Source organism: Neptuniibacter sp. QD29_5 (assembly GCF_047778125.1).
Lineage (GTDB): Bacteria > Pseudomonadota > Gammaproteobacteria > Pseudomonadales > Balneatricaceae > Neptuniibacter.
On sequence record NZ_CP180556.1, the window covers coordinates 710,483 to 733,781 of the forward strand.

Below are 23,299 nucleotides of genomic sequence, written 5' to 3' on the forward strand. Positions count from 1 at the left end.
TGAGCGCCTTTTTTATAAAGGTCGTAAGAAATTACTTAGTACCAGAGATCTCTACTTCTACGCGGCGGTTAGCGCGTAGGCAATCGATCAAGTTAGTGCCGCGATGGCCATCGCAGGATTTAGCAGGAGCGTTTTCGCCCATGTAACCCGTGCTAATTACAGAGCTGCTAACACCGCCAGCTTGTAGTGCTTCAGAAACAGCATTTACACGCTTCATAGATAGAGCGTCGTTGTATGCACTTGCACCGATACGGTCAGCGTGACCGACTAGGTTTACGCTAGTAACTGATTTCAGAGAGTTAACATAGTCAGAAATGTCGCTTACATCGCCAGCATTAGCGCTGTCGAAGTCAAAGTATACGATGTGCTTCTCAACAGTCGCCATTGGAGCTGGTGCTGGAGCAGGCTCTGGAGCAGGAGCAGCTGGAGCTTGGTAGCCTTCACAACCTTCGATAGCATTAGCTTCTTCCCAGAAGCCGTGACGCCAGCAGCCGCCCGAACCAGTTTTCCAAACAGTTGCGTTTGGAGTTTCGTCCCAGTAACCAGCGTTGTCTGGGTGCGCCTGTGCGCCAGTAGCCAAACCCATAGCCATTACTAGGCCTGAAGCAATTGCGAATTTTTTCATTTTGCTGTCCTTAAATACGATTGGGGTTCTGTTCTTAGAATTGTATGAAATAATCTGCTTATTACAACTTTTCTAAGCTGAACATAGTATAAACATTCCAATATTTTGTACCATCTTTTGACTATTGTCGGATAAAAGCCGCTATTCTTGACTGGCTGATATAGATAGATTTCTATTTCTGAATGCAATTTGTGTACTTTAGTTTTAGATTTTTTCTTGATTCTGTTGTTATGGCAATACTTTTTTATAGGGTTTTACTACCACTTTGGCATATACCCCTGCTTCTATATAAGGATCTTTGTCAGCCCAGGCTTGCGCTTCTTCTAGTGAGTTGAATTCAGCAACAACCAAGCTACCGCTAAAGCCAGCTTCGCCTGGGTCTTCACTATCAATGGCAGGGTGAGGGCCTGCAATAAGTAAACGGCCTTCGTCGTTAAGTTGATTCAGTCTCGCTAGGTGGTCTGGGCGGGCAGCCAGTCTCTTTTCTAGGCTGTTTTCAATATCTTCGGAAATAATAGCGTAAAACATAAGGTCTCCTGCTACTGATCGTTATTTTCTGTATTTTCAATATGGCGTGATAGGTAGAAGCCTTGTGCAATAATAAAGACAAGGGTGAGACCAAGCATGCCGAATAATTTAAAGTTAACCCAAATTTCTTCGCTAAAACTGTAGGCAACAAATAGATTGATAATGCCCATTAGAAGGAAAAATATAACCCAAGCTATATTAAGGTTTTTCCAGGCGAAAGCGGGGAGGGAAATATTACTCCCCATAAGTCGTTCAACAATCGTTTTTTGACCGATAAATTGGCTGCCTAAAAAGGCCAGTCCGAATAACCAGTTAACAACGGTAGGCTTCCATTGGATGAACGTTTTATCTTGGAAGGCAACGGTTGCTCCACCTAATAGAACAACTAAAACCAGAGTAACGAGCTGCATCTTTTCGATTGTGTGTGTTTTGATCCATGTGTACAGCATTTGCAGCAGCGTAGCCGGTATTAGAATTGCGGTGGCTAGAATGATGTCGTTTGTTGCCTTGTAGACGATGAAAAAGATAATGATGGGTAAAAAATCGAGTAAAAGCTTCATGGTCGTTTAAATCAGTCCGTTTAAGGTAAAATACAAAGAACGTTATAGCTCTTTATAGATAGAGTGAAAAATATGGAATTACCACACTACGATTTGCATTGTCATTCTACTGCTTCAGATGGTGCCTTGTCCCCTATAGAGTTACTGGGGTTAGCAAAAAATAATAATATTGATGTCCTTGCTTTGACAGACCATGACACGGTGGCTGGAGTTAAAGCTTTGCAGGCAGAAAACTCTTCAGAAATTAAGATTATTTCAGGTACGGAGCTAACCTGCCTTTGGAATGGGCGAGTTATTCATATTGTAGGGTTAGGAGTTGATTTAGAATCAGACTGTTTAAACTTGTATCTTTCAAATTTGGCTAATCTTCGAATAGAGCGATCTAAAAAAATGAGTCAGCAGCTAGTTTCTATGGGGTTGCCTGATGTTTTTGATCAAGCTAAACAGTTGGCTGGGGAGGGGAGTATTGGTCGTCCCCATTTTGCGCGTGCTTTGCGAGAGCAAGGTGCGGTTGCAAATGAGCAGCAAGCTTTTAAAAAATATTTAGGCATTGGCAAGAAAGGTGATGTCAAAATGGCGTGGCCCGAACTTTCTGAGACTGTAAGTGTGATCAAAGCTGCTGGTGGTATTGCTATTTTAGCGCATCCAACAAAGTATAAGATGACATTTACTAAGCTACGTTTAGTTATTGCTGATTTTGTAAAGTGTGGTGGAGAGGCATTAGAAGTTTCTTATCCGGGGATAACTCCTGATCATCATTATCATTTACTTAGAATTGCAAAAGAAAATGATTTGTTACTTTCTGCAGGTAGCGATTTTCACGCACCCTCCCAAGGGTGGACAGATTTAGGTAAGTATCCTCCGATTAGGGTAGAGGGGCGGCATGTTCTTGAAAGATTATTGAACTAAAAAAATTGTCGCATTTAGTTATTTGTTAAATAATATTCTGTATAAGAATAATTTTATATAAGGCGTGTGATAGTGAGCCAATTTTTTCAAATACATCCAGAAAACCCGCAAGCACGTTTGATTTCTCAAGCGGTTGAAATAATTAATAAGGGTGGTGTGGTTATCTATCCTACGGACTGCGCCTATGCATTGGGTTGTCACCTTGGTGATAAGACTGCTTTGGAGCGTATAAAGCGTATTCGGCAATTGAGTGATAAGCATAATTTTACTTTGGTGTGCCGAGATTTGAGTGAAATAAGTACCTATGCCAAGGTGGATAATTCTTGTTATCGATTATTGAAGTCTCATACTCCGGGGGCTTTTACCTTTATTTTAAAAGCGACATCAGAAGTACCTAGGCGTTTATTGCACCCGAAACGAAGAACGATTGGGATAAGGGTTCCAGATAATGCAATTGCCTTAGCGCTAACAGAGGCTTTGGGCGAACCTATTATGAGTACTTCATTAATACTGCCGGGTGAAGATATGCCGCTGATGGATCCCTATGAAATGCGTGAATTATTGCAGCATCAAGTGGATCTCGTAATTGATGGAGGCTACTGTGGTATGGAGGCTACGAGTGTAATTAACTTGGTCGAAGATGCGCCAGAAATTATTAGGCAGGGTGCGGGAGATATAAGTGATTTTAGTTAATCTATTTTTATTTTTGTAAAAATATTTATCCTTGATTATTTATCGGCTATAAAGATAATTGCTTTATGACTTTTATTTTGGTGGTTTCGAAATGTCTGATTTTCTTAAAGTTCTATTGCGTAAAAATTCTTTGCGTAAACAATGTCAGGAATTATCTGTTTCTGAACTAGAAAAAGTGATTTCTGATTTAACTGTTATTGCTGAAGATAAGCGCGTTGAAGAAGAGGCGTTAGAGGCAGCTGAGCAGGAAAAAGCAGCAAAAATTGAAGCTATTCGCCAAAGTATGCAGGACGCAGGTGTAGATCTAAATGATCTAATGGGATTGATTGGTGAAGCTGCAAGCACGCCTAAGAAAAAGGTGCAGCCTAAATACCGTATTGAAGATGATAACGGTGAAGTTCACGAGTGGTCTGGTCGTGGCCGTACCCCGTTGGCTTTTCAGGCTTATTTCGATAAAGGATTTACTAAAGAAGACTGTCTCATTTAAAATAAGATTGCGGTTTAATAGAAGCCCTTTCTTTTATGAAAGGGCTTTTTTATTTAAAAGGTATTAAATTAGTTAATGCCTATTATCTTAATTAGCATATTTGTAGGTGCGTCGTATGACTGACGAAAAGTTACATAAAGTATTGGCGCGCTCCGGAATAGGCTCACGTCGTGAGATGGAGCGTTGGATTAAAGAAGGTCGAGTTGCAGTAAATGGCTCAATTGCTACCTTAGGAGATCGAATCTCTGAAGGTGATACGGCTGAAGTTGATGGCCAGCCTGTACAGTTGATATTTGATAAACAGGCTGAGCGTAGAGTGCTTATTTATAATAAGCCAGTGGGTGAAATCTGTACGCGCCATGACCCAGAAGGTAGGCCTACAGTGTTTAGGCATTTGCCGCCTTTAAAAGAGGGGCGTTGGATTGCTATAGGTCGACTCGATATTAATACATCCGGTTTGTTGTTGTTCACTACCGATGGTGAGCTAGCAAATGCATTGATGCATCCGTCTGCTCAAATTGATCGTGAATATGCTGTTCGTGTCTTGGGTAATGTTGATGACGGCATTTTGTCCCGTCTAAAAGAGGGTGTTTTGTTAGAAGATGGCATGGCCCGTTTTACCGATGTGCAGTTCTTTGATGGTGAAGGGGCCAATAAGTGGTTCCACTGTGTAGTGATGGAAGGGCGTAATCGAGAGGTTCGTCGCTTGTGGGAATCGCAAGAGATTCAGGTTAACCGACTAAAACGTGTTCGCTTTGGACCTATTTTCTTGCCTAGTGATGTTAAGTCGGGCACATGGAAAGAGATGACTGGTAAAGAGGTTAATTCTCTTTCTAAAATGCTTGAGCTTAAGCCTAAGCGTGGCGCAAGAATGACGGCTGATGAAAAGCAAAAATACGAACGTCGTTACAAGAAGCAGAAGGCACGTCGTCAAGAAGGTAGCTAGTTACGAAGTAAATTTAGACAATAAAAAAGCAGCTTAGAGCTGCTTTTTTATTGTCTTTTATTTCTATTCAATTATTGAGCGTCTAGCGATTGACCATTGACGGTTGCGCTGTCTTTGCCCATTAGATATAGGTAGACCGGCATAATGTCTTCTGGTGCAGTCACTGATTGAGGATTCTCAGCTGGGTAAGCATCGGAGCGCATTTGTGTTCTAGTTGCACCTGGATTGATGCAGTTAGCGCGAATATTGCAAATGCCGCTGGTCTCATCTGCTAGTGTCTGCATCAGGCCTTCAGTCGCAAATTTAGATGCAGCATAAGCACCCCAGTATGCTTTGCTTTGACGTCCTACGCTTGATGATGTGAAAACAACCGATGCATCATCTGACTGTTGTAAAAGTGGCATAAGGGTTTGGGTTAGCATAAATGGTGCATTTAAATTTACTTGCATCACTTGCTGCCAAATTACAGGATCGTAGCTTTCAATCGGTGTTCGCACGCCTAAGATGCTGGCATTGTGAAGAATGCCATCGATTCGGCCAAATTCTTGATCGAGTGTGTTGGTTAGCTCAATGTAATCATGTTCTTGTGCGCTTTCTAGATTGAGTGGAACAAGCGCGGGTTGTGGATAACCTGCGGCTTCAATCTCGTCATAAACATTTTCAAGTTTTTCTAGTGTGCGGCCAAGAAGAATGACGGTTGCGCCGTGAGCGGCAAAGGTCATTGCTGCCGTACGGCCTATGCCTGAGCCAGCGCCAGTCACCAGAATAACTTTATCCTTTAATAAGTCTGCAGGGGCTTGGTATTCAAACATAGTGATCTGTTCCTAATCATTAACGTAAAGCGGTGTATAGAGATTGTAGCAGTGGCTTGAGCTCTGTTGCACTGGATATCTGGTGATCGGCTTGCCAATTTTTAGGGTCGTCGCCTTCATCTATGTAACCGTACTCGGCTGCGATGGTTAGCATGCCGGCGCGATTGCCTGCTTCGATATCCCTAATATGGTCGCCAACATAGATGCTGCTTTCAGGATCGCAATCGATCTCTTTGCAGGCTAAGAAAAGTGCTTCTGGGTTTGGCTTCTTGTCTTTAACGTGGTCTGGGCAAATGACGCTTTTGGCTGAATCGCTCAGTTGTAGCCCTTGCATTACTGGTGTGGTGTAGAGCTCTGGTTTGTTGGTGACAACACCCCAAGGTATGTCGTGCTCTTCAAGCCAATTTAGAAATTCGGCCATACCAAAAAAGAGTTGGCTATCTACATCAAGATGTTCAAGATAAATGCTAAGCATTCGCTGGTGTAGTCGGTCAAAGTCGGCTTCACCTTCTTTTAGATTAAAAGCAGCCCCAACCATAGCTCTGGCCCCATGAGAGACGCAACCGCGAAGATATTCGTAGCTTATTTTATCACGACCTTCTTCTTTTAATAGGGTGTTAACAACCCAGTGAAAGTCCGGTGCGGTGTCTATTAGCGTGCCATCTAAATCGAATAAAACTGAAGCTGGTTTATCGGACATGATTACTCTGGTTTGGTGGTAGCGATAATGTAATTCACATCGACATCTGATGGATGAAGGCTGTACGTTTTCGTCAGTGGGTTATATGTCATACCGCACATGTCGATATTCTTTAAGCCGCTTTGACGGATCCAGTTGCCAAGTTCAGAAGGGCGAATAAACTTTTTGAAATCATGAGTGCCTTCAGGAACTAATTTCAGTACTTTCTCTGCGCCAAGGATCGCGAAAAGGTAGCTTTTTGGATTGCGATTGAGTGTCGAGAAAAAGACTTTGCCGCCCGGTTTGCAAAGTTTGGCACAGGCTTGAACGATTGAAGATGGATCGGGAACATGTTCCAGCATCTCCATGCAGGTAACAACATCATAAGATTCCGGTTGCTCAGCTGCTAGCTCTTCAACGGGGATCTGTTTGTAGCTGACATTAACGCCGCTTTCTAAGCCATGTAATTTGGCAACTTTTAGTGGAGCTGCGCCCATATCAATGCCTGTTACGGTTGCACCGCGTTGAGCCATGGATTCGGACAAGATGCCGCCACCACAACCGACATCTAATACTTTTTTCTCGGCCAGATGCGCAATGCGATCTATATAACCAACGCGTAACGGGTTGATGTCGTGGAGTGGTTTGAATTCGCTGTTTTTGTCCCACCATTTGCTGGCAAGTTCTTCAAACTTTGCGATTTCTGCTGGATCAACGTTTGCTTGAGTGCTGTTTTCTGGCTGAGTCATGATGTTTTTGCTTCAAAGTATTTGCTGGCATTCTACCATTGCTGAGGTGTTGAAAAACAGTTGATCGCGCATCTCTAACTTTAATTGTATAACCTCTTATTTTTTCAGGATTCCATTGTAGGAAATGTGATATACTCCCGCGGTTAAAAATATCCGCGGAAACCTTCCGTTGTGAGAGTGATTCAAGGATAGGGAATGGGTGATTTAGCCAGAGAAATCCTGCCAGTTAACATCGAAGATGAACTGAAGCAGTCTTACCTTGATTACGCAATGAGCGTAATCGTCGGCCGTGCGTTGCCAGATGCGCGCGATGGCCTTAAACCGGTTCACCGTCGCGTGTTGTTTGCGATGAATGAATTGGGCAATGACTGGAATAAAGCATATAAAAAATCTGCCCGTGTGGTAGGTGATGTAATCGGTAAATACCACCCGCACGGTGATAGTGCGGTATACGACACTATTGTTCGAATGGCTCAGGATTTCTCCATGCGTTATACGCTGGTAGATGGCCAGGGTAACTTTGGTTCGATCGACGGCGATTCCGCCGCTGCGATGCGTTATACCGAAATCCGCATGGATAAGATCTCCCATGAGCTGTTGGCAGATCTAGAGAAAGAGACCGTCGATTTTGTTGATAACTATGACGGTACGGAAAAGATTCCAGAAGTTTTACCAACCCGAGTACCTAACCTGCTAGTAAATGGTTCCTCTGGTATTGCGGTTGGTATGGCAACGAATATTCCACCGCATAACTTGTCTGAAGTGGTTCGTGGTTGTATTGCGCTGATCGAAAATTCAGACCTGTCTGTTGATGACCTAATGGAATTTATTCCAGGTCCTGATTTCCCAACAGGCGGTATTATTAACGGTCGTGCAGGTATTCTACAGGCGTACCGTACAGGTCGTGGCCGCATCTATGTGCGTGCTAAACATCATGTTGAAGAAGATGAAAAGAGCGGCAAGCCTTCTCTAATCATTACTGAAATCCCTTATCAGCTTAACAAAGCGCGCTTAATCGAAAAGATTGCTGAGCTAGTTAAAGATAAGAAGATTGAAGGTATTACAGAGCTTCGTGATGAGTCTGATAAAGACGGCATGCGTATTGTTATTGAACTACGTCGTGGTGAAATGCCAGATGTGGTTATCAATAACTTGTTTGCTCAGACGCAGATGGAGTCAGTGTTTGGTATCAATATGGTTGCTTTGGTTGATGGTCAGCCAAAGATCCTTGATCTGAAAACAGCGCTTGAATGTTTCATTCGTCACCGTCGTGAAGTCGTTACTCGCCGTACTGTTTACCTTCTACGTAAGGCGCGTGAACGTGGTCATATTCTTGAAGGTCTAGCGATTGCTCTTGCAAACATAGATCCTGTTATTGAAATGATTAAAACTTCACCAACCCCAGCTGAAGCGAAAGAACGTTTGATCGCAGAGGCTTGGGCGCCAGGTGATGTAATACAGATGCTGGAGCGTGCAGGTGAAGATGCTTGTCGTCCTGAAGATCTGGAAGAGCAGTATGGCTTACGCAATGGTAAGTACAATCTTTCTCCGGTTCAGGCTCAAGCAATTCTAGAGTTACGTTTGCACCGTCTAACAGGTCTTGAGCATGAAAAACTGATTGCTGAATATAAAGAACTGTTAGAACGTATTGCTGAACTTCTAAAAATTCTTGGTTCTCACGAGCGCTTAATGGAAGTGATTCGTGAAGAGCTTGAAGCGATTTTGGAAGAATATGGTGATGAGCGCCGTACTGAAATTACTGCTTCTCGTAAAGATCTGACAGTTGCAGATCTGATCACTGAAGAAGATATGGTGGTAACTATATCTCACGGTGGCTACGCGAAAACTCAGCCGTTGACCGATTACCAATCTCAGCGTCGCGGTGGTAAAGGTAAGTCAGCAGCAGCGATTAAAGATGAAGATTTCATCGAGCATCTGTTGATTGCGAATACCCACGATACGATTCTGTGCTTCACGGATCGCGGTAAAGTTTATTGGTTACGCGTATTTGAAATCCCAGTTGCAAGCCGCACAGCACGTGGTCGTCCGATTGTAAATATCTTGCCTTTGGATGAAGGCGAGCGCATCAGTACGATCTTGCCTGTAGGTAGCTACGAAGAAGATAAGTTTATCTTTATGGCGACGGCTTCTGGTACTGTTAAGAAAACTGCACTGACTAACTTCTCCCGTCCGCGTACTAGTGGTCTGATTGCTCTTGATCTGTTAGATGATGATCATCTAATTGGTGCTGCAATTACCAATGGTGAAGACGATGTCATGTTGATGACAAGTGCAGGTAAATCTATGCGATTCCGTGAGGAAGATGTGCGTCCTATGGGCCGTACAGCGCGTGGTGTACGTGGCGTTAAGATGGATGACGGCGTTAAGGTTATCTCCCTAATCATTCCTCAAGAGGGCGGTAAAATTTTGACCGCTTCTGAAAATGGTTATGGTAAGAAAACTGCTGTTGATGATTTCCCAGTGAAAGGCCGTGGTGGTCAGGGTGTTATTGCACAGCAATGCTCTGATCGAAATGGTGCCCTAGCGGGTGCTGTTCAAGTCTTCGATGGTGATGATGTCATGCTGATCAGTGATCAGGGTACCTTAGTGCGTACGCGCGGGGATGAGATCTCAGAACTTGGACGAAATACGCAAGGTGTGACTCTGATTCGCGTTGGTGATGAAGAGCGCTTAGTAAGCGTTGCTCGGATAGAAGAGCCGGACGAGGAAGAACAGGTAGAGACGGATGCAGAGGCGGAAACCCCGACCACTGCAGAGGAATAATTTCTACCTCAAGTGCGGCGCGAATGTGCCGCATTTTTTATATGTGACTTTAAGTAGGGTGAAGATAAGTCTATGACACGTAAGTACAATTTCAGTGCAGGTCCTGCTGGTTTACCAAGTGAAGTATTGCTGCAGGCTCAAGAGGAACTTCTAGACTGGCACGGTAAAGGCCTTTCCATTATGGAAATGAGTCACCGCAGTAAAGAGTTTGTCTCGGTTGCTGAAGCAGCAGAGCAGGATTTACGTGACCTGATGGGAATTGGTAGTAACTATAAGGTTCTATTCCTTCAAGGTGGGGCTACCTCGCAGTTCTCCATGATTCCTATGAACTTACTGCGCGGCAAAACTACGGCTGACTATATTAATACCGGTATCTGGTCGAAAAAAGCGATCCAAGAAGCGTCTCGTTATTGTGATGTGCGTATTGCTGCATCTAGCGAAGGTAACGGTTTTATTGCTGTTCCGAACCAAAGCGAGTTAGAGCTAAATGCAGAAGCTGCTTATCTGCATTACACACCAAATGAAACGATTGGTGGCTTGGAGTTTGATTATGTGCCTCTGTCTGGAGATGTTCCTCTAGTTGCGGATCTATCCTCTACAATCTTGTCTCGCGAGATCGATGTGAACCAGTTTGGTTTGATCTATGCTGGCGCGCAAAAGAATATTGGTCCAGCAGGTTTGACTGTTGTGATCGTTAGAGAAGACTTGTTAGGTGATGTTGTTGCCGGTACACCAACAATGTTTGATTACAAAGTGCATGCAGATGCTGAGTCTATGTGTAATACACCACCAACGTATGGTTGGTACCTGGCTGGATTAGTCTTTAAATGGCTAAAAGCCCAAGGTGGTGTAGCTGCGATGCAAGCGGCTAACCAGCGTAAACAAGAAAAGCTGTATGCAGCGATTGATGCCAGTGATTTCTATGCAAACCCAATGGCGTCAGCTAACCGCTCTTGGATGAACGTGCCATTTACTTTGGCTGATGATGCTTTGGATAAACTGTTCTTAGAACAAGCAGAAGAATCGGGTTTATTGAACCTTAAGGGGCATCGCTCTGTAGGTGGTATGCGAGCGAGCATCTACAATGCTGTCCCAGAGGAAGCAGTAGATGCGTTGATCGCGTTTATGCAGCAGTTTGAAAAGCAACACGCTTAAAATCATTTGCGGAAAATGAGAAGAGTATGAGTGAACAAGAAAAAGAGTTACGTGTTTTACGTGACCAGATCGATTCTATAGATGGTCAGCTTCATGAGCTTCTGAATCAGCGTGCTAAATGTGCTCAACGTGTAGCTGAAGTTAAACAGAAACATCAAGGTGAAGCGGCGGCTGTATTTTATCGCCCTGAGCGTGAAGCTCAGGTATTGCGCGCTGTGATGGAGCGTAACGAAGGTCCATTGCCTGATAAAGAAGTTGCACGTCTTTTCCGTGAAGTAATGTCTGTTTGCTTGGCGTTAGAAGAGCCAATGCGAGTAGCTTTTCTTGGCCCTGAAGGTACGTTTACCCAACAGGCTTCAATGAAGCATTTTGGTCACTCTGCCCACAATCTTCCGATGCAATCGTCGAAAGATGTCTTCCGCGAAGTGCAGTCTGGTGGTGCTCATTACGGTGTTGTCCCAATCGAGAACTCTTCGGAAGGTGTTGTTAGTAGCACGCTTGATCTGTTTAAACAGTTCGATCTTAAAATTTGTGGAGAAGTGGAAGTTCCAGTTCACCTTCATTTATTGGTCAACAAAGGTGATAGCTTGGATGAGATCTTCAAGATCTATTCCCATGAGCAGTCCCTAGCGCAAAGCCGTAGTTGGTTAGATGCGCGTTATCCGCATATTGAGAAGGTTGCAGTCAGTTCTAACGCAGAAGCTGCTCGTTTAGCTAAGCAAGAAGGTCAAGGTTATGCCGCTATTGCAGGTGACATGGCTGCAGAACTTTATGAGCTTGAAGCTGCTGTTAGCAATATCGAAGATCAGGCGGATAACTCAACGCGTTTCTTGATCATCGGTGATCAGGATGTTGGTCCTAGCGGCGATGATAAAACATCTATTTTGGTCTCTGTGCCTAACGCACCAGGTGCCTTGTATCAGTTGTTAGAACCTTTCCATCGTTCACAAATTAGTCTGACACGAGTAGAAACCAGATCTTCTGCAAAACAGTCTATGTTCTATATCGATTTCGAAGGGCATAGCGAAGATCAGCTCGTTGCTAAGGCGCTGGCTGAGTTAGCCAAAGAAAGTGTTGAGCTGAAAATCTTAGGCTCATACCCACGCGCGGTGCTTTAAGAGGCATATCGATGAGTTGTGATTTCTTTTCACTGGCTTCACTAGGGGTGCAAAATCTGCACCCCTATTTGCCAGGCAAACCACCAGAAGAGTTAGAGCGAGAGCTTGGCTTAACTGATGTGGTGAAGCTGGCAAGTAATGAAAGCCCAATAGGTGCCTCACCTAAAGTTATCACAGCTCTTCAAGATAAACTGACAGGCATAAATCTTTATCCAGATAGCGGCGGTTACAGATTGAAGTTGGCCCTGGCTGACTCTCTAAGCTGCCAGTCGGAGCAGATTACTTTAGGTAATGGCTCCAATGATGTGTTGGAGCTTATTGCTCGTGCTTTTCTAACCTCAGATGATGAGGTTATCTATTCGGAATATGCTTTTGTCGTTTATTCGTTGGTGACTCAAGCAATTGGGGCTAAAGCTGTAGTGGCTCCGGCCAAAGATTGGGGGCACGATCTTGATGCGATGTTGGAGCGATTAACTCCAAATACTCGTATGATCTTTATTGCTAATCCTAACAATCCGACGGGTACATATTTAACCCAAGGGCAGTTAGAAACGTTTTTAGCTCAAGTACCAGAAACTGTCTTAGTAGTTTTGGATGAAGCTTACACGGAGTATGTGGAAGCTGAAGACTTTCCGGATAGTTTGAGTTTGCAGAAGCAGTTTTCGAATCTAATCGTTACGCGAACCTTTTCTAAAGCTTATGGTTTGGCTGGCTTACGTGTCGGTTACTCGGTTTCAAACAACGATATAGCAAATCTGTTAAGCCGGGTAAGGCAGCCATTTAATGTGAATAACCTGGCGCTTACTGCTGCGGAAATAGCTATATCAGATCAAGAACATCTAACTAAAGCTATAGAAGTTAATGCTGCAGGCATGGCTTTTTATCAGTCAGGTTTGGCCAAGTTGGGATTGGAATTTATCCCATCGGTAGGAAATTTTATTACAATAGATCTGGCTAAGGATGCCTCGCCTATCTACCAATCAATGCTAGAGCAGGGTGTTATTGTGAGGCCTGTGGCGAATTATGGAATGCCAAATCACTTGCGCATCAGCATTGGTTTACAAAATGAAAATGAACGTTGCCTAAAAGCATTACAACAAGTGGTAGAGAAACGTTGAGTCAAGGTATCAAAAATACACTTATTATCGGGTTAGGTTTAATCGGCGGTTCTTTAGCAAAAGTGCTTCGTCAGAACCGTTGCTGCGGACAGATTATTGGTTTTGATCGTGACCCAGAAGAGACAAAGTTAGGTTTAAGTAGCGGAGTGATCGATGTAGCTGCCGATAGCCTAGCGGATGCTGTAAGTCAGGCGGATATTATTGTTTTAGCAGTGCCTGTAAAAGCGATGGAAAAGGTGCTGGTGGATATTGCGCCATTTATCGCTGAAGAAACATTGATTACAGATGTAGGTAGTACCAAGGCTAATGTGGTCGAAGCGGCTAAGCGAGTCTTTGATCAAGTGCCTTCTGGTTTTGTACCGGGTCACCCAATTGCTGGTTCTGAGAAAAGCGGTGTAGCAGCAGCGGATGAACATCTATTTGAACAGCACAAAATTATTCTAACGCCTATAGCAGAATCTTCATCTTACGCTGTTAAGGTGTTTACTGAAATGTGGGCGTCCACTGGTGCAGAAGTGCTGATTATGGACGTAGAAAAGCATGATGAAGTGTTGGCGGCAACCAGTCATCTCCCACACATGCTGGCGTTTTCCTTAGTGGATACTCTGGCTCAGGAACAAGGTAATAATACTGATATTTTCCGCTATGCAGCTGGAGGCTTCCGTGATTTTACTCGGATAGCCGGTAGTGACCCGACAATGTGGCACGACATCTGTTTAGCAAATAGAGACGCTTTGCTAGCGCAGTTAGATCGATATACATCGGGATTAGCAAAGCTAAGAGCAGCGATTGAGTGCGGTGATAGTGAGACTATGTTAGGCACTTTCACGCGCGCACGAGCTGCACGAGAACATTTTTCAAGAATCCTTTCTGGTACGGCATATTCACAAGATATGAGTAATCAATTAGTAACCTTTCGTGCCCAGCCTGGCGGCAGCGTAAGTGGTAAAATTCGAGTTCCAGGTGATAAATCTATTTCGCATCGCTCCATTATGTTGGGTTCTCTAGCTGATGGTGTTACGGAAGTTACAGGCTTCCTTGAAGGTGAAGATAGCTTAGCGACCTTGCAAGCATTCCGTGATATGGGTGTGGTTATTGAAGGTCCCGATGATGGCAATGTAACTATCTACGGTGTAGGTGTTAATGGCTTAAGTGCACCTCCTGGGCCTCTATATGTAGGTAACTCCGGTACATCAATGCGTTTGCTATCTGGTTTATTGGCAGCACAGCAATTTGATTCTGAGCTTACTGGCGACGCATCTTTGACTAAGCGCCCTATGGGCCGTGTGGCTGATCCGCTTCGTTTGATGGGAGCAGAGATCGAAACCGCTGAAAATGGTCGCCCACCGATGAAGATTAAAGGCGGTCAGGCGCTAAAAGGCATTCATTATGATATGCCTATGGCGAGTGCTCAGGTTAAGTCTTGTTTGCTATTAGCTGGTCTTTACGCTGAAGGTGAAACCTCTGTAACAGAGCCTGCACCGACACGTGATCATACCGAGCGTATGCTTACGGGGTTTGGTTATCCTGTAGAGCAAAATGGCTCTAAAGCAGCAGTTAAATCGGGTGGTCAGTTGCATGCCACTCGCATCGATGTGCCTGCTGATATCTCTTCCGCTACATTCTTCTTGGTAGCAGCGGCTATCGCTCCAGGTTCTGATTTGACCCTAGAGCACGTTGGTATAAACCCAACACGCGTAGGCATTATCAACATCCTACGCCTAATGGGTGCGAACCTTGAATTACTTAATGAGCGTGAAGTCGGTGGCGAACCTGTTGCTGATATCCGTATTCGTTATGCGCCGCTCAAAGGTATTCATATTCCTGAAGACCAAGTTCCTTTGGCAATTGATGAGTTCCCTGCCCTATTTATCGCTGCAGCTTGTGCTGAAGGTACAACAATCGTATCTGGTGCTGAAGAGCTTCGCGTTAAAGAGAGTGATCGAATTCAATCCATGGTTGATGGTCTTAAAGCACTTGGTGTTGATATCGAAGGTACGCCAGATGGTGCGATCATCCGAGGCGGTGAGATTGGTGGCGGTGTTGTAGAGAGCCATGATGATCACCGTATTGCGATGTCTTTCTGTGTGGCTGCTTTGCGTGCTACAGGCGAAATCACTATTAATGACTGTGCAAACGTAGCTACGTCTTTTCCTAGCTTTGTTGAGCTAGCACAGACTGCAGGAATAAAGGTAGAGAAGGAGGAGGGATGATGTCTAACGGACAAGTCCCCGTAATTACCGTTGATGGTCCCAGTGGATCGGGTAAAGGAACTATATGCCAGTTATTGGCGAAAGAGTTAAGTTGGGAGCTGTTAGATAGTGGTGCGTTATACCGCCTACTGGGTCTTGCAGCCAATCATCATGGTGTAAACCTCGATGATGAAGAAGCGCTGGTCGTTTTAGCTGCGCACTTAAATGTGCAGTTTATTCCTCGTGATGACGATACCGTTCAGATCGTTCTGGAAGGCGAAGAAGTTACCGACGCCATTCGTACTGAAACTGTAGGAAAGGATGCTTCGATTGTCGCAGCTATTCCAGCGGTTCGTGATGCTCTTTTAGAGCGTCAGCGTGCATTTGCTGAAATGCCAGGGTTGATTATTGCAGATGGTCGTGATATGGGAACCGTTGTTTTTCCTGAAGCACCACTCAAAATCTATCTAGATGCCAGTGCTGAGGAGCGCGCTGTACGACGTTATAACCAGTTGATAAACAAGGGACTGGGTGCTAGTCTTCAAGCTATATTGGAGGATATTCAGGCACGAGACGACCGTGATATGAATCGTCCTGTTGCTCCTCTTAAGCCCGCGGCGGATGCAGTAATTCTTGATACGACTAAGATGTCAATCGAAGAGGTCCTAGCCGCTGTAATGGATGCAGCGAGGCATAAAGGGCTTCGCTGATAGTGTCATAACGACAAAGCGGGATACAGATATGAGCGAGAGCTTTGCTGAACTATTTGAAGAGAGCCTTCAAGAGTTGGAGATGGCGCCAGGCGCTATCGTAACGGGTACAGTAATTGCGATTGAGGATGACTTTGTCATCGTCAATGCAGGTCTCAAATCAGAAGGTGTTATCCCGCGGTCGCAGTTTATTGATGACTCTGGTGAGCTGACAATTGATGTTGGTTGGTTCTGAAGTCAGAGTCGCATTAGAAGCTGTCGAAGACGGCTTCGGTTCTACCCAGCTTTCTCGTGATAAAGCGAAACGAGCAGAAGCTTGGGCAGAGCTTGAGAAAGCTTACGAATCTGATGAAATTGTAACAGGGCACATCTCGGGTAAAGTCCGAGGTGGCCTAACGATTATGCTTGGAAATATCCAGGCATTCCTTCCGGGCTCTTTAGTCGATGTCCGTCCTCTTCGAGATACCAGCCACTTAGAAAACCAAGAACTCGAGTTTAAATTGGTTAAGCTCGATGCCAAGCGCAATAACATTGTTGTTTCACGTCGTGCTGTTCTTGAGGCGGCTTACAGTGTTGAGCGTGAAAAACTGCTTTCAGAACTGAAAGAAGGCCTTGTTGTTAAAGGCGTTGTAAAAAACATTACCGACTATGGCGCATTTATTGATCTTGGCGGTGTTGATGGCCTGCTACATATCACTGATATCGCTTGGAAACGTGTTAAGCATCCAAGTGAAGTATTAACGGTTGGTGAAAGCAAAGCATAGATGTGCAGGTGCTGCGTTTTGATAAAGAACGCAACCGTGTTTCGCTCGGGGTTAAGCAGTTAACAGAAGATCCGTGGACACAGCTGATTGCTAATTACGACATCGGCACCAAAGCGAAAGCCAAAGTGACGAATCTTACTGATTACGGTTGTTTCGCAGAGATCGAAAAAGGTATTGAAGGTTTGATCCATGTTTCTGAAATGGATTGGACTAATAAAAATGTTCACCCATCTAAAGTTGTTCAAGTGGGAGACGAAGTCGATGTGATGTTATTAGACATCGATAAAGAGCGTCGTCGTATCTCTTTAGGTATGAAGCAATGCAAAGCTAACCCTTGGCAAGAATTTGCGACTAAATTCCAAAAAGGTGATCGCTTAAGTGGTAAAATCCGTTCAATAACCGATTTTGGTGTTTTCATTGGCCTAGAAGGTGGTATCGATGGCCTTGTGCATCTATCCGATTTGTCGTGGGATGACAACGGTGAGGATGTTGTTAAAACACTGAAAAAAGGCGATGACTCTTAGAAGCGGTGGTGCTTTCGGTTGATTCAGAACGAGAGAGAATCGCTTTGGGTGTTAAGCAACTAGATGAAGATCCATTTAGTAGTTTTACTGCGAGTCATGGCAAAGGAAAAGTTATAAAAGGTACAGTTTCTGACATTGCTGACAAGGCGGTAAGTGTAACCGTGGCAGAAGGTGTTGAAGCGGTACTAAGAATCTCCGATGTGTCTCGAGAGCGCATAGATAATCTAGCAGATCATTTTAGCGTTGGAGATGAAGTTGAGGCTATGATCAGCCAGATTGATCGTAGAAACAGAGTTATTTCGCTCTCCATCAAGCAGATGGAGGCAGAGCAAGAGAAACAAGTTCTGGATAAAATCAGTCAACAGTCTGAAACGACGCTATCAGGCCCAACGACTATCGGTGATTTAATTAAGGCTCAGATGAATAAAAGTGACTCTGAGTAACTAGGCAGAATGTACGGTCCACGAGCAAAGGAGTAGAGGTATGACGAAATCTGAACTGATTGAAGTACTAGTAGATCGATCGACATGAGCAATTGTCGGTGAAGGATATCGAGCTGTCCGTGAAGACGATGCTAGATCACATGACAGAATCTTTGTCTCAAGGTGATCGTATAGAAATCAGAGGATTTGGTAGTTTTTCACTACATTATCGAGCGCCTAGAACAGGCCGTAACCCAAAAACGGGTGAGTCTGTAGCGCTTGATGCTAAATATGTTCCGCACTTCAAACCAGGTAAAGAGTTGCGTGAACAGGTAAATGATTCAATTCAAAATTAGGTAATTGAGGTTTAATCCGGTGCGTTTAGTTAAAAAATTGATCTTCGTTGTTTTAGCGTTTTTGGCACTATTTATTGGTTTAATGTTAGTGATTAACAACACAGATCAGGTTGCGATTAATCTTGTTTTTCTGCAGCTACCAGAATTTAGTTTAGGTACTTGGCTAGTAGCGACATTTGTTGCGGGTGCTCTTATCGGTGGAGCGCTAAGTACAATGATTATCGTGATGTTAAAAACTCGTTTGGGCTCTGCGCGCCGTAAAATTGCTAGGCTAGTACACAAAAAGAGCTAGATCAGTTGCGAGTATCCAGCCTGAAAGATGCCGTTTAATCTCGACAACGCTTTTCTTTTAATTCCGTTTGTTCTGGCGATCGGCATTGGCTGGTTGCTAGGCAGGCGTGATAAGCAGTCAAAACCTACGCCTCCCCAAACGAATCTAAGCCACGAATACTTTACCGGTTTAGATTATCTTTTGAATGAGAAAATGGATGAGGCGATTGAAAGCTTTATCCGTGCTTTAGAGATCAATTCAGATACCATTCCAGCCCACCTGTCTTTAGCAAAGCTCTTTCGCCGTAAAGGTGATGTAGATCGAGCGATACAGATCCATCAAAACCTTCTAGCGCGCCCCAATTTGGATCGGGATGATTTTATGCGGATTCAGATGGCGCTAGCGAATGACTATTATTCTGTGGGCTTGTTGGACCGAGCTGAAAATCTCTTACAGGAAATTATTAAATCTCCTTCCCCTAAACGCATCCACAGTAAAGCGCTCAATCTGTTAATTAAGCTCTATGAGAAAGAAGGTGAGTGGGAAGAAGCTTTAGTTACAGCGAATAAACTCCCAACGGATGAAAGACGTGATTTAAATAACGAGTTAGCGCATTACTGCTGTGAATTAGCTGACATGGCATTACAGCAAAAGCTTATCAAAGCGTCGGCTGAGTATCTCAAAGATGCAGAGCAATTTGATTCGAAAAATGTTCGTGTAAGCTTGTTAAAAGCTCAGATCGCAATGAAGTCTGAACAGTGGAAGCAGGCGATAAAACATCTTAAAAAAGTATCAAAACAAGACCGTTTATTTGTATCCGAAACGATTCCTCTGCTGAGGGAATGTTATGAGAGAACAGGAGATCATAAAGATCACCTAGAATACTTACGTAGCTGCTTAGCGCATTCTCCCTCAACGACAGTGCTGATTGCTCTTGCTGAGCATGTTAAACAGGAAAGAGGTGTTTATGCAGCTGGCAGTTTTATTACTGAAGAATTAAAGCGTCGTCCATCAGTAAAAGGATTTAATAGTCTGATCGATCTTCATATAGAATAGAATATGGCTCAGATAGTGCGAAGGATAGCTTAAAGGTATTACGTGGTCTGACAGGACAGTTAGAGCTCTCAAAACCCGTATACCGTTGTAATAGTTGTGGATTTTCAGGCAGAACGCTCTCCTGGCAGTGCCCATCATGTAAAAGCTGGGGCACGACTAAGCCTATTCAAGGTTTGGAAGGCGAATAAATTTTAGAGAACTTATATGTTATTGGATAAAAAAAGAGTCATTGTTGCACTAGATTACCCTGATCAAAATCAGGCTTTGGCAATGGCTAAGCAGTTGGACCCGACTCGATGCCGTGTAAAAGTTGGTAAAGAGTTATTCACACGAAGTGGTCCGGCTATTGTAGAAACACTTCAGAGCTTAGGTTTTGATGTTTTTCTAGATCTGAAATTTCATGATATCCCGAATACTACGGCTAAAGCCGTTCGCGCAGCTGCCGAACTAGGCGTATGGATGGTCAATGTTCATGCTTCGGGTGGCCGCCGTATGATGGAAGCTGCTCGCAACGAGCTTGAGCAAGGCAAGTTAATGGTTCTGAGACGTTGTTAATCGGTGTGACTGTACTAACCAGTATGGAGCGCAGTGACCTGCGCGATTTAGGGTTAGATATTGAGCCGTTAGAGCATGTGAAGCGTTTGGCTAAGTTAACTGAAGAAAGTGGTCTGCATGGTGTAGTTTGTTCTGCGCAGGAAGTAACGCCATTACGCCAAGTGATCGGCGAAGAATTCAAACTAGTAACACCGGGCATTCGACCTGCGGATGCGGATGTTGGCGATCAGAAGCGTATTATGACACCGTCTGATGCATTAAAAGCAGGCAGTGATTACCTAGTGATTGGTCGCCCAATTACTAAAGCAGATTCGCCTGTAGACGCACTAGCTAAAATCGATGCTGAATTAGCACCGTTGCTTTCGTAGCTTTAGCAAGTTATAAAGAAGGTCTGGCCTAAATGGATGAGGTCAGACCTAAAATAAAGTAAAAGGAATTTACTATGAAACTTTCTTCTTTAAGAGCGCTGATCATGGCGTTCGCTTGTGTATTCTCTTTGTCTTGTCTGCTTTTGCAGCTCCTATCGATCTTAATACCGCTACAGCCGAACAGTTAGCACAAAACCTTAATGGTATTGGGGTAGCTAAGGCAGAAGCTATTGTTGAGTATCGTACTAACAATGGTCCTTTCACATCGGTAGATCAATTAACTGAAGTGAAAGGCATTGGTGCTGCCACAGTTGAGAAAAATCGCTCAAATATCTCTATTCAAGAGGTTGTGGATAAAAAGAAAGAAGTGGCGAGTAAGAAGTAGCGTTAAGCACTAGTAGTAGGTTGTAAGGCTCAGAGCGATTTGGGTGTTACAACCAGGCGGCTCCACGGACTCCGCTGGAGTCGCCAAATTGCGCTTTCAAAATCGGCGTATTCATCGAATCAGAGAATACATATTGGGCTAACCTCTCTGGAAGTTTCTGATAGATATCGTTCTGGTTTGAAAGCCCGCCGCCTAACACAATAACGTCAGGATCCAGTATGTTTATAACCGATGAGAGGGCTTTAGCCAGCTGCTCGATGTATAAGTTGCAATAATCTACTGCTACTGCTGACTTGTCTCCAGCTTTAGCGAGTTCCCAGATTGATTCCGTATCTAAATGTGAAAAAGTCGAATCGTTATAGTGATTTGTGAACCCTGGGCCAGATAAGAACGTCTCTATACAGTCTTGTTTGCCGCAATAACAATCTCGCCCATTTCCATCGGACGCATCCAGTCTAGGTAGGGGGTTATGTCCCCATTCGCCGCAAATAGAATTTGGACCGCTAAGCAGTTGCTTATTTATTGTAATGCCTCCGCCAACGCCGGTACCTAAGATTACTCCAAAGACAGAGTTGTAGTCTTTGCCGCTACCATCGATAGCTTCAGACAGTGTAAAACAATCAGCATCGTTGGCGATTTGAATAGGCTTTTGTAGTCGCTCGCTCAAGTCTTTATCTAATGGGTGGCCGATTAAGCAGGTAGAGTTAGCGTTTTTAATTAAACCTGTTTCTCGCGAAACGGCACCGGGAATTCCAATACCAATGGAGCGAGCTGGATGCTTTATGTTGCTTTCAGCTCTTTCTATAAGCGAGCGAGAAAATTGCATCTAGGGTAGCTTGGTAATTCCCTTGTGGCGTAGGAACGCGATATCTAAATAGAACATCTGAAGATGGAGTCAGCGCAATAATCTCGATCTTGGTGCCGCCAAGATCTATACCGATACAGTAGTCCATTTTTCTCTCATGCTATTTGAGAATATTTAAGTGATTTTATATAACAAAAGCGAGAGTGATTGGAATAAAAATGAGACTGCCCATATTGCCTAGCAAAACAATCGAAGCGACTTGATGGGGCTCTTGATTGTAACGTTCGGCAATCATGTAATTTAAAACGGCTGGTGGTAGCGCACCAAAGACAACTAGATAGGCAAACTGTGTCGCATCCAGTTGTAAGAACTGCTGGCAGATCAGAGCGATGATAATACCGCTGACAGGGCAGAGTACCGCGCTGAGGCTACCTATTCTCCAATTAGAAAAGTCTACGCTAGTCATTCTTACGCCCAGTGCAAAGAGCATTAATGGAATGGCTATCTGGCCCAGCATATCGATAAAGGTATGGATGGACTGCTTTAGGGATCGGTAGATCGAAGCCGCTCCAGATAAGGCCTAAAATGGTTGCTAAAATCATCGGCATGCGAAGTAGATTAAGCAAACGAGTCTTATGATCCAGTATGTAGATACCGACGGTAAAGTGGAGCAAATTTTCCACTAGAAATAAGACTACAGCGGCTTGCAGCGCGCTTTCTCCAAACGCTAAGACAATCAGCGGTATACCCAAATTACCACTGTTGCTGAACATCATTGGAGGTAGGAACGTTTTAGGATGTACCTTTAACAGTTTACAGGCAGGGTAGAGCAGAATACCTGAGCCAATCACGATAATAGCGGCGCCAATGGCGAGAGATTGGTACTTAATTAGATCAAATGATTCAGCAGATAAAACAGCAAAGATCAGCGCAGGAACAAAAACATCAATATTGATCTGATTGGCTGCATTCATGTCCGGCTGGTAGCGGCGGGCATAAAAAAATCCCACTGTGACAATCGCCACAAGTGGGAACACGGTAAGGAATATCCGTTCAATCAGTAGGTAGACCTTGTACTTCCATCAATAACTACCTTATATGTCAGTTGTGGCCTACTTTGGAGCGTTTAATCGTACTCTTTTCCTGTTTGAACAATCAGTACAGGAATCTTGGAATTACGCATCACTTGCTGGCTTGTATGGCTATGGTGACCAAATCGGTTTTCCGCGCCCATAACGATCATATCAGCATTTTCAGCTTGCGCAGCACCAAGAATAGAATCGGTTTGATTGCCTTCAGCAACCTTGTGCTCAATGTTAAGCACTACAGGCTTTTCTAAACTTTGCAGTTCGTCTTCACAGAATTTTTCAACACGTTCCTGCATGGTGTTGTGAATCTCTTTGATACCTTCGTCATGCATCTGCTTGATAAGATCTTCAGATACATAGTTTTGGATCAGTGCATGTCCCATCTCACCCATCGGCTCTACAACGTGCAGCATTACGATCTTGGCATCATTTAGCACTGCCTGGTTAACCGCTTGGCGGAATACAGGTCGAGTGTGTTTGCCCAAAGATGTTGCGTAAAGAATAGTTTTGATATCTGGAAGTGCCATGATCATTTCCTCAAAAACAGTCTTAGACTAAAGTATTGAATTTGGTCAGTTTAGCACTTCGTAAGTCGGTGCTCAGATTTACTCGACAATCTATAGACCTAGCTCAATATATA

The 23,299-nt window shown here is 44.1% G+C and carries 23 protein-coding genes and 4 pseudogenes; 17 read left to right on the forward strand and 10 right to left on the reverse strand.

Annotated elements, in window-relative coordinates:
- Positions 1–31 precede the first annotated feature (31 nt).
- From ACMXYR_RS03150 to ACMXYR_RS03160, 3 genes are all read right to left on the reverse strand, one after another.
- On the reverse strand, positions 32–625 hold the full coding sequence (locus ACMXYR_RS03150; protein ID WP_415902879.1) for an OmpA family protein: 594 nt from the start codon (positions 623–625) through the stop codon (positions 32–34).
- A 228-nt stretch (positions 626–853) separates the two neighbouring features.
- A complete protein-coding gene (locus ACMXYR_RS03155) occupies positions 854–1,153 on the reverse strand; it encodes a YciI family protein (protein ID WP_415887038.1) in 300 nt (99 codons plus the stop codon).
- A gap of 11 nt (positions 1,154–1,164) precedes the next feature.
- The gene (locus tag ACMXYR_RS03160) at positions 1,165–1,713 is read right to left on the reverse strand and encodes a septation protein A (protein WP_415902880.1); all 549 of its coding nucleotides are present in this window, start codon (positions 1,711–1,713) and stop codon (positions 1,165–1,167) included.
- Between the two features lie 72 nt (positions 1,714–1,785).
- Here ACMXYR_RS03160 and ACMXYR_RS03165 point away from each other — a divergent pair, with 72 nt between their 5' ends.
- From ACMXYR_RS03165 to rluB, 4 genes are all read left to right on the forward strand, one after another.
- Positions 1,786–2,622, forward strand: coding sequence for a PHP domain-containing protein (locus ACMXYR_RS03165; protein ID WP_415902881.1), 837 nt, complete (start codon positions 1,786–1,788; stop codon positions 2,620–2,622).
- A gap of 72 nt (positions 2,623–2,694) precedes the next feature.
- Entirely contained in the window at positions 2,695–3,315 is a 621-nt protein-coding gene (locus ACMXYR_RS03170; protein ID WP_415902882.1) for an L-threonylcarbamoyladenylate synthase, read from the forward strand.
- Positions 3,316–3,406: 91 nt separating this feature from the next.
- Positions 3,407–3,802, forward strand: coding sequence for an H-NS family nucleoid-associated regulatory protein (locus ACMXYR_RS03175; RefSeq protein ID WP_415902883.1), 396 nt, complete (start codon positions 3,407–3,409; stop codon positions 3,800–3,802).
- 115 nt (positions 3,803–3,917) lie between these two features.
- The gene (gene rluB, locus ACMXYR_RS03180) at positions 3,918–4,748 is read left to right on the forward strand and encodes a 23S rRNA pseudouridine(2605) synthase RluB (protein WP_415902884.1); all 831 of its coding nucleotides are present in this window, start codon (positions 3,918–3,920) and stop codon (positions 4,746–4,748) included.
- 71 nt (positions 4,749–4,819) lie between these two features.
- On the opposite strand, the gene ACMXYR_RS03185 is transcribed toward rluB, so the two are convergent.
- The 3 genes from ACMXYR_RS03185 to ubiG are packed head-to-tail and all read right to left on the reverse strand — an operon-like array spanning position 4,820 to position 6,988.
- Positions 4,820–5,560, reverse strand: a complete 741-nt coding sequence (locus ACMXYR_RS03185; RefSeq protein ID WP_415902885.1) for a YciK family oxidoreductase — start codon at positions 5,558–5,560, stop codon at positions 4,820–4,822.
- A 19-nt stretch (positions 5,561–5,579) separates the two neighbouring features.
- On the reverse strand, positions 5,580–6,260 hold the full coding sequence (locus ACMXYR_RS03190; protein ID WP_415902886.1) for an HAD family hydrolase: 681 nt from the start codon (positions 6,258–6,260) through the stop codon (positions 5,580–5,582).
- A 2-nt stretch (positions 6,261–6,262) separates the two neighbouring features.
- A complete protein-coding gene (gene ubiG, locus ACMXYR_RS03195; RefSeq protein WP_415902887.1) occupies positions 6,263–6,988 on the reverse strand; it encodes a bifunctional 2-polyprenyl-6-hydroxyphenol methylase/3-demethylubiquinol 3-O-methyltransferase UbiG in 726 nt (241 codons plus the stop codon).
- Positions 6,989–7,183: 195 nt separating this feature from the next.
- On the opposite strand from ubiG, the gene gyrA reads away from it, so the two are divergent.
- The 13 genes and pseudogenes from gyrA (at position 7,184) to ACMXYR_RS03260 (ending at position 20,766) form a co-directional block, all read left to right on the forward strand.
- Complete coding sequence (gyrA, locus tag ACMXYR_RS03200; protein ID WP_415902888.1) at positions 7,184–9,772, forward strand: DNA gyrase subunit A; 2,589 nt, start codon at positions 7,184–7,186, stop codon at positions 9,770–9,772.
- A gap of 72 nt (positions 9,773–9,844) precedes the next feature.
- Positions 9,845–10,927: a 3-phosphoserine/phosphohydroxythreonine transaminase gene (gene serC / locus ACMXYR_RS03205; protein WP_415902889.1), complete on the forward strand. Its 1,083-nt coding sequence runs from the start codon at positions 9,845–9,847 to the stop codon at positions 10,925–10,927.
- A gap of 26 nt (positions 10,928–10,953) precedes the next feature.
- Complete coding sequence (gene pheA / locus ACMXYR_RS03210) at positions 10,954–12,045, forward strand: prephenate dehydratase (RefSeq protein WP_415902890.1); 1,092 nt, start codon at positions 10,954–10,956, stop codon at positions 12,043–12,045.
- Positions 12,046–12,056: 11 nt separating this feature from the next.
- On the forward strand, positions 12,057–13,163 hold the full coding sequence (gene hisC / locus ACMXYR_RS03215) for a histidinol-phosphate transaminase (RefSeq protein ID WP_415902891.1): 1,107 nt from the start codon (positions 12,057–12,059) through the stop codon (positions 13,161–13,163).
- Entirely contained in the window at positions 13,160–15,376 is a 2,217-nt protein-coding gene (locus ACMXYR_RS03220) for a bifunctional prephenate dehydrogenase/3-phosphoshikimate 1-carboxyvinyltransferase (protein WP_415902892.1), read from the forward strand. Before hisC ends, ACMXYR_RS03220 begins: the two co-directional genes overlap by 4 nt.
- Complete coding sequence (gene cmk, locus ACMXYR_RS03225; RefSeq protein WP_415903626.1) at positions 15,376–16,065, forward strand: (d)CMP kinase; 690 nt, start codon at positions 15,376–15,378, stop codon at positions 16,063–16,065. The genes ACMXYR_RS03220 and cmk overlap by 1 nt, the downstream gene beginning before the upstream one ends.
- A 31-nt stretch (positions 16,066–16,096) precedes the next feature.
- Positions 16,097–17,796: pseudogene (gene rpsA / locus ACMXYR_RS03230) on the forward strand (30S ribosomal protein S1).
- Positions 17,797–17,836: 40 nt separating this feature from the next.
- A pseudogene (gene ihfB / locus ACMXYR_RS03235) lies at positions 17,837–18,131 on the forward strand (integration host factor subunit beta).
- Positions 18,132–18,150: 19 nt separating this feature from the next.
- Positions 18,151–18,423, forward strand: a complete 273-nt coding sequence (locus ACMXYR_RS03240; protein ID WP_415902893.1) for a lipopolysaccharide assembly protein LapA domain-containing protein — start codon at positions 18,151–18,153, stop codon at positions 18,421–18,423.
- Between the two features lie 27 nt (positions 18,424–18,450).
- Positions 18,451–19,458, forward strand: a complete 1,008-nt coding sequence (locus ACMXYR_RS03245; protein ID WP_415902894.1) for a tetratricopeptide repeat protein — start codon at positions 18,451–18,453, stop codon at positions 19,456–19,458.
- Positions 19,459–19,505: 47 nt separating this feature from the next.
- The gene (locus tag ACMXYR_RS03250) at positions 19,506–19,646 is read left to right on the forward strand and encodes a hypothetical protein (RefSeq protein WP_415903627.1); all 141 of its coding nucleotides are present in this window, start codon (positions 19,506–19,508) and stop codon (positions 19,644–19,646) included.
- A gap of 16 nt (positions 19,647–19,662) precedes the next feature.
- Positions 19,663–20,381, forward strand: a pseudogene (gene pyrF, locus ACMXYR_RS03255) (orotidine-5'-phosphate decarboxylase).
- 115 nt (positions 20,382–20,496) lie between these two features.
- Positions 20,497–20,766, forward strand: a complete 270-nt coding sequence (locus ACMXYR_RS03260; protein ID WP_415902895.1) for a ComEA family DNA-binding protein — start codon at positions 20,497–20,499, stop codon at positions 20,764–20,766.
- Between the two features lie 46 nt (positions 20,767–20,812).
- Here ACMXYR_RS03260 and ACMXYR_RS03265 read toward each other — a convergent pair whose 3' ends face one another.
- The 4 genes and pseudogenes from ACMXYR_RS03265 to ACMXYR_RS03280 all read right to left on the reverse strand — a co-directional run bounded on the left by ACMXYR_RS03265 (position 20,813) and on the right by ACMXYR_RS03280 (position 23,186).
- Complete coding sequence (locus ACMXYR_RS03265) at positions 20,813–21,592, reverse strand: ROK family protein (RefSeq protein WP_415902896.1); 780 nt, start codon at positions 21,590–21,592, stop codon at positions 20,813–20,815.
- The gene (locus ACMXYR_RS03270) at positions 21,558–21,719 is read right to left on the reverse strand and encodes an ROK family protein (protein ID WP_415902897.1); all 162 of its coding nucleotides are present in this window, start codon (positions 21,717–21,719) and stop codon (positions 21,558–21,560) included. The genes ACMXYR_RS03265 and ACMXYR_RS03270 overlap by 35 nt, the downstream gene beginning before the upstream one ends.
- Before the next feature lie 36 nt (positions 21,720–21,755).
- Positions 21,756–22,632, reverse strand: a pseudogene (locus ACMXYR_RS03275) (AEC family transporter).
- 65 nt (positions 22,633–22,697) lie between these two features.
- Entirely contained in the window at positions 22,698–23,186 is a 489-nt protein-coding gene (locus ACMXYR_RS03280; protein ID WP_415883580.1) for a universal stress protein, read from the reverse strand.
- Between the last annotated feature and the right edge of the window lie 113 nt (positions 23,187–23,299).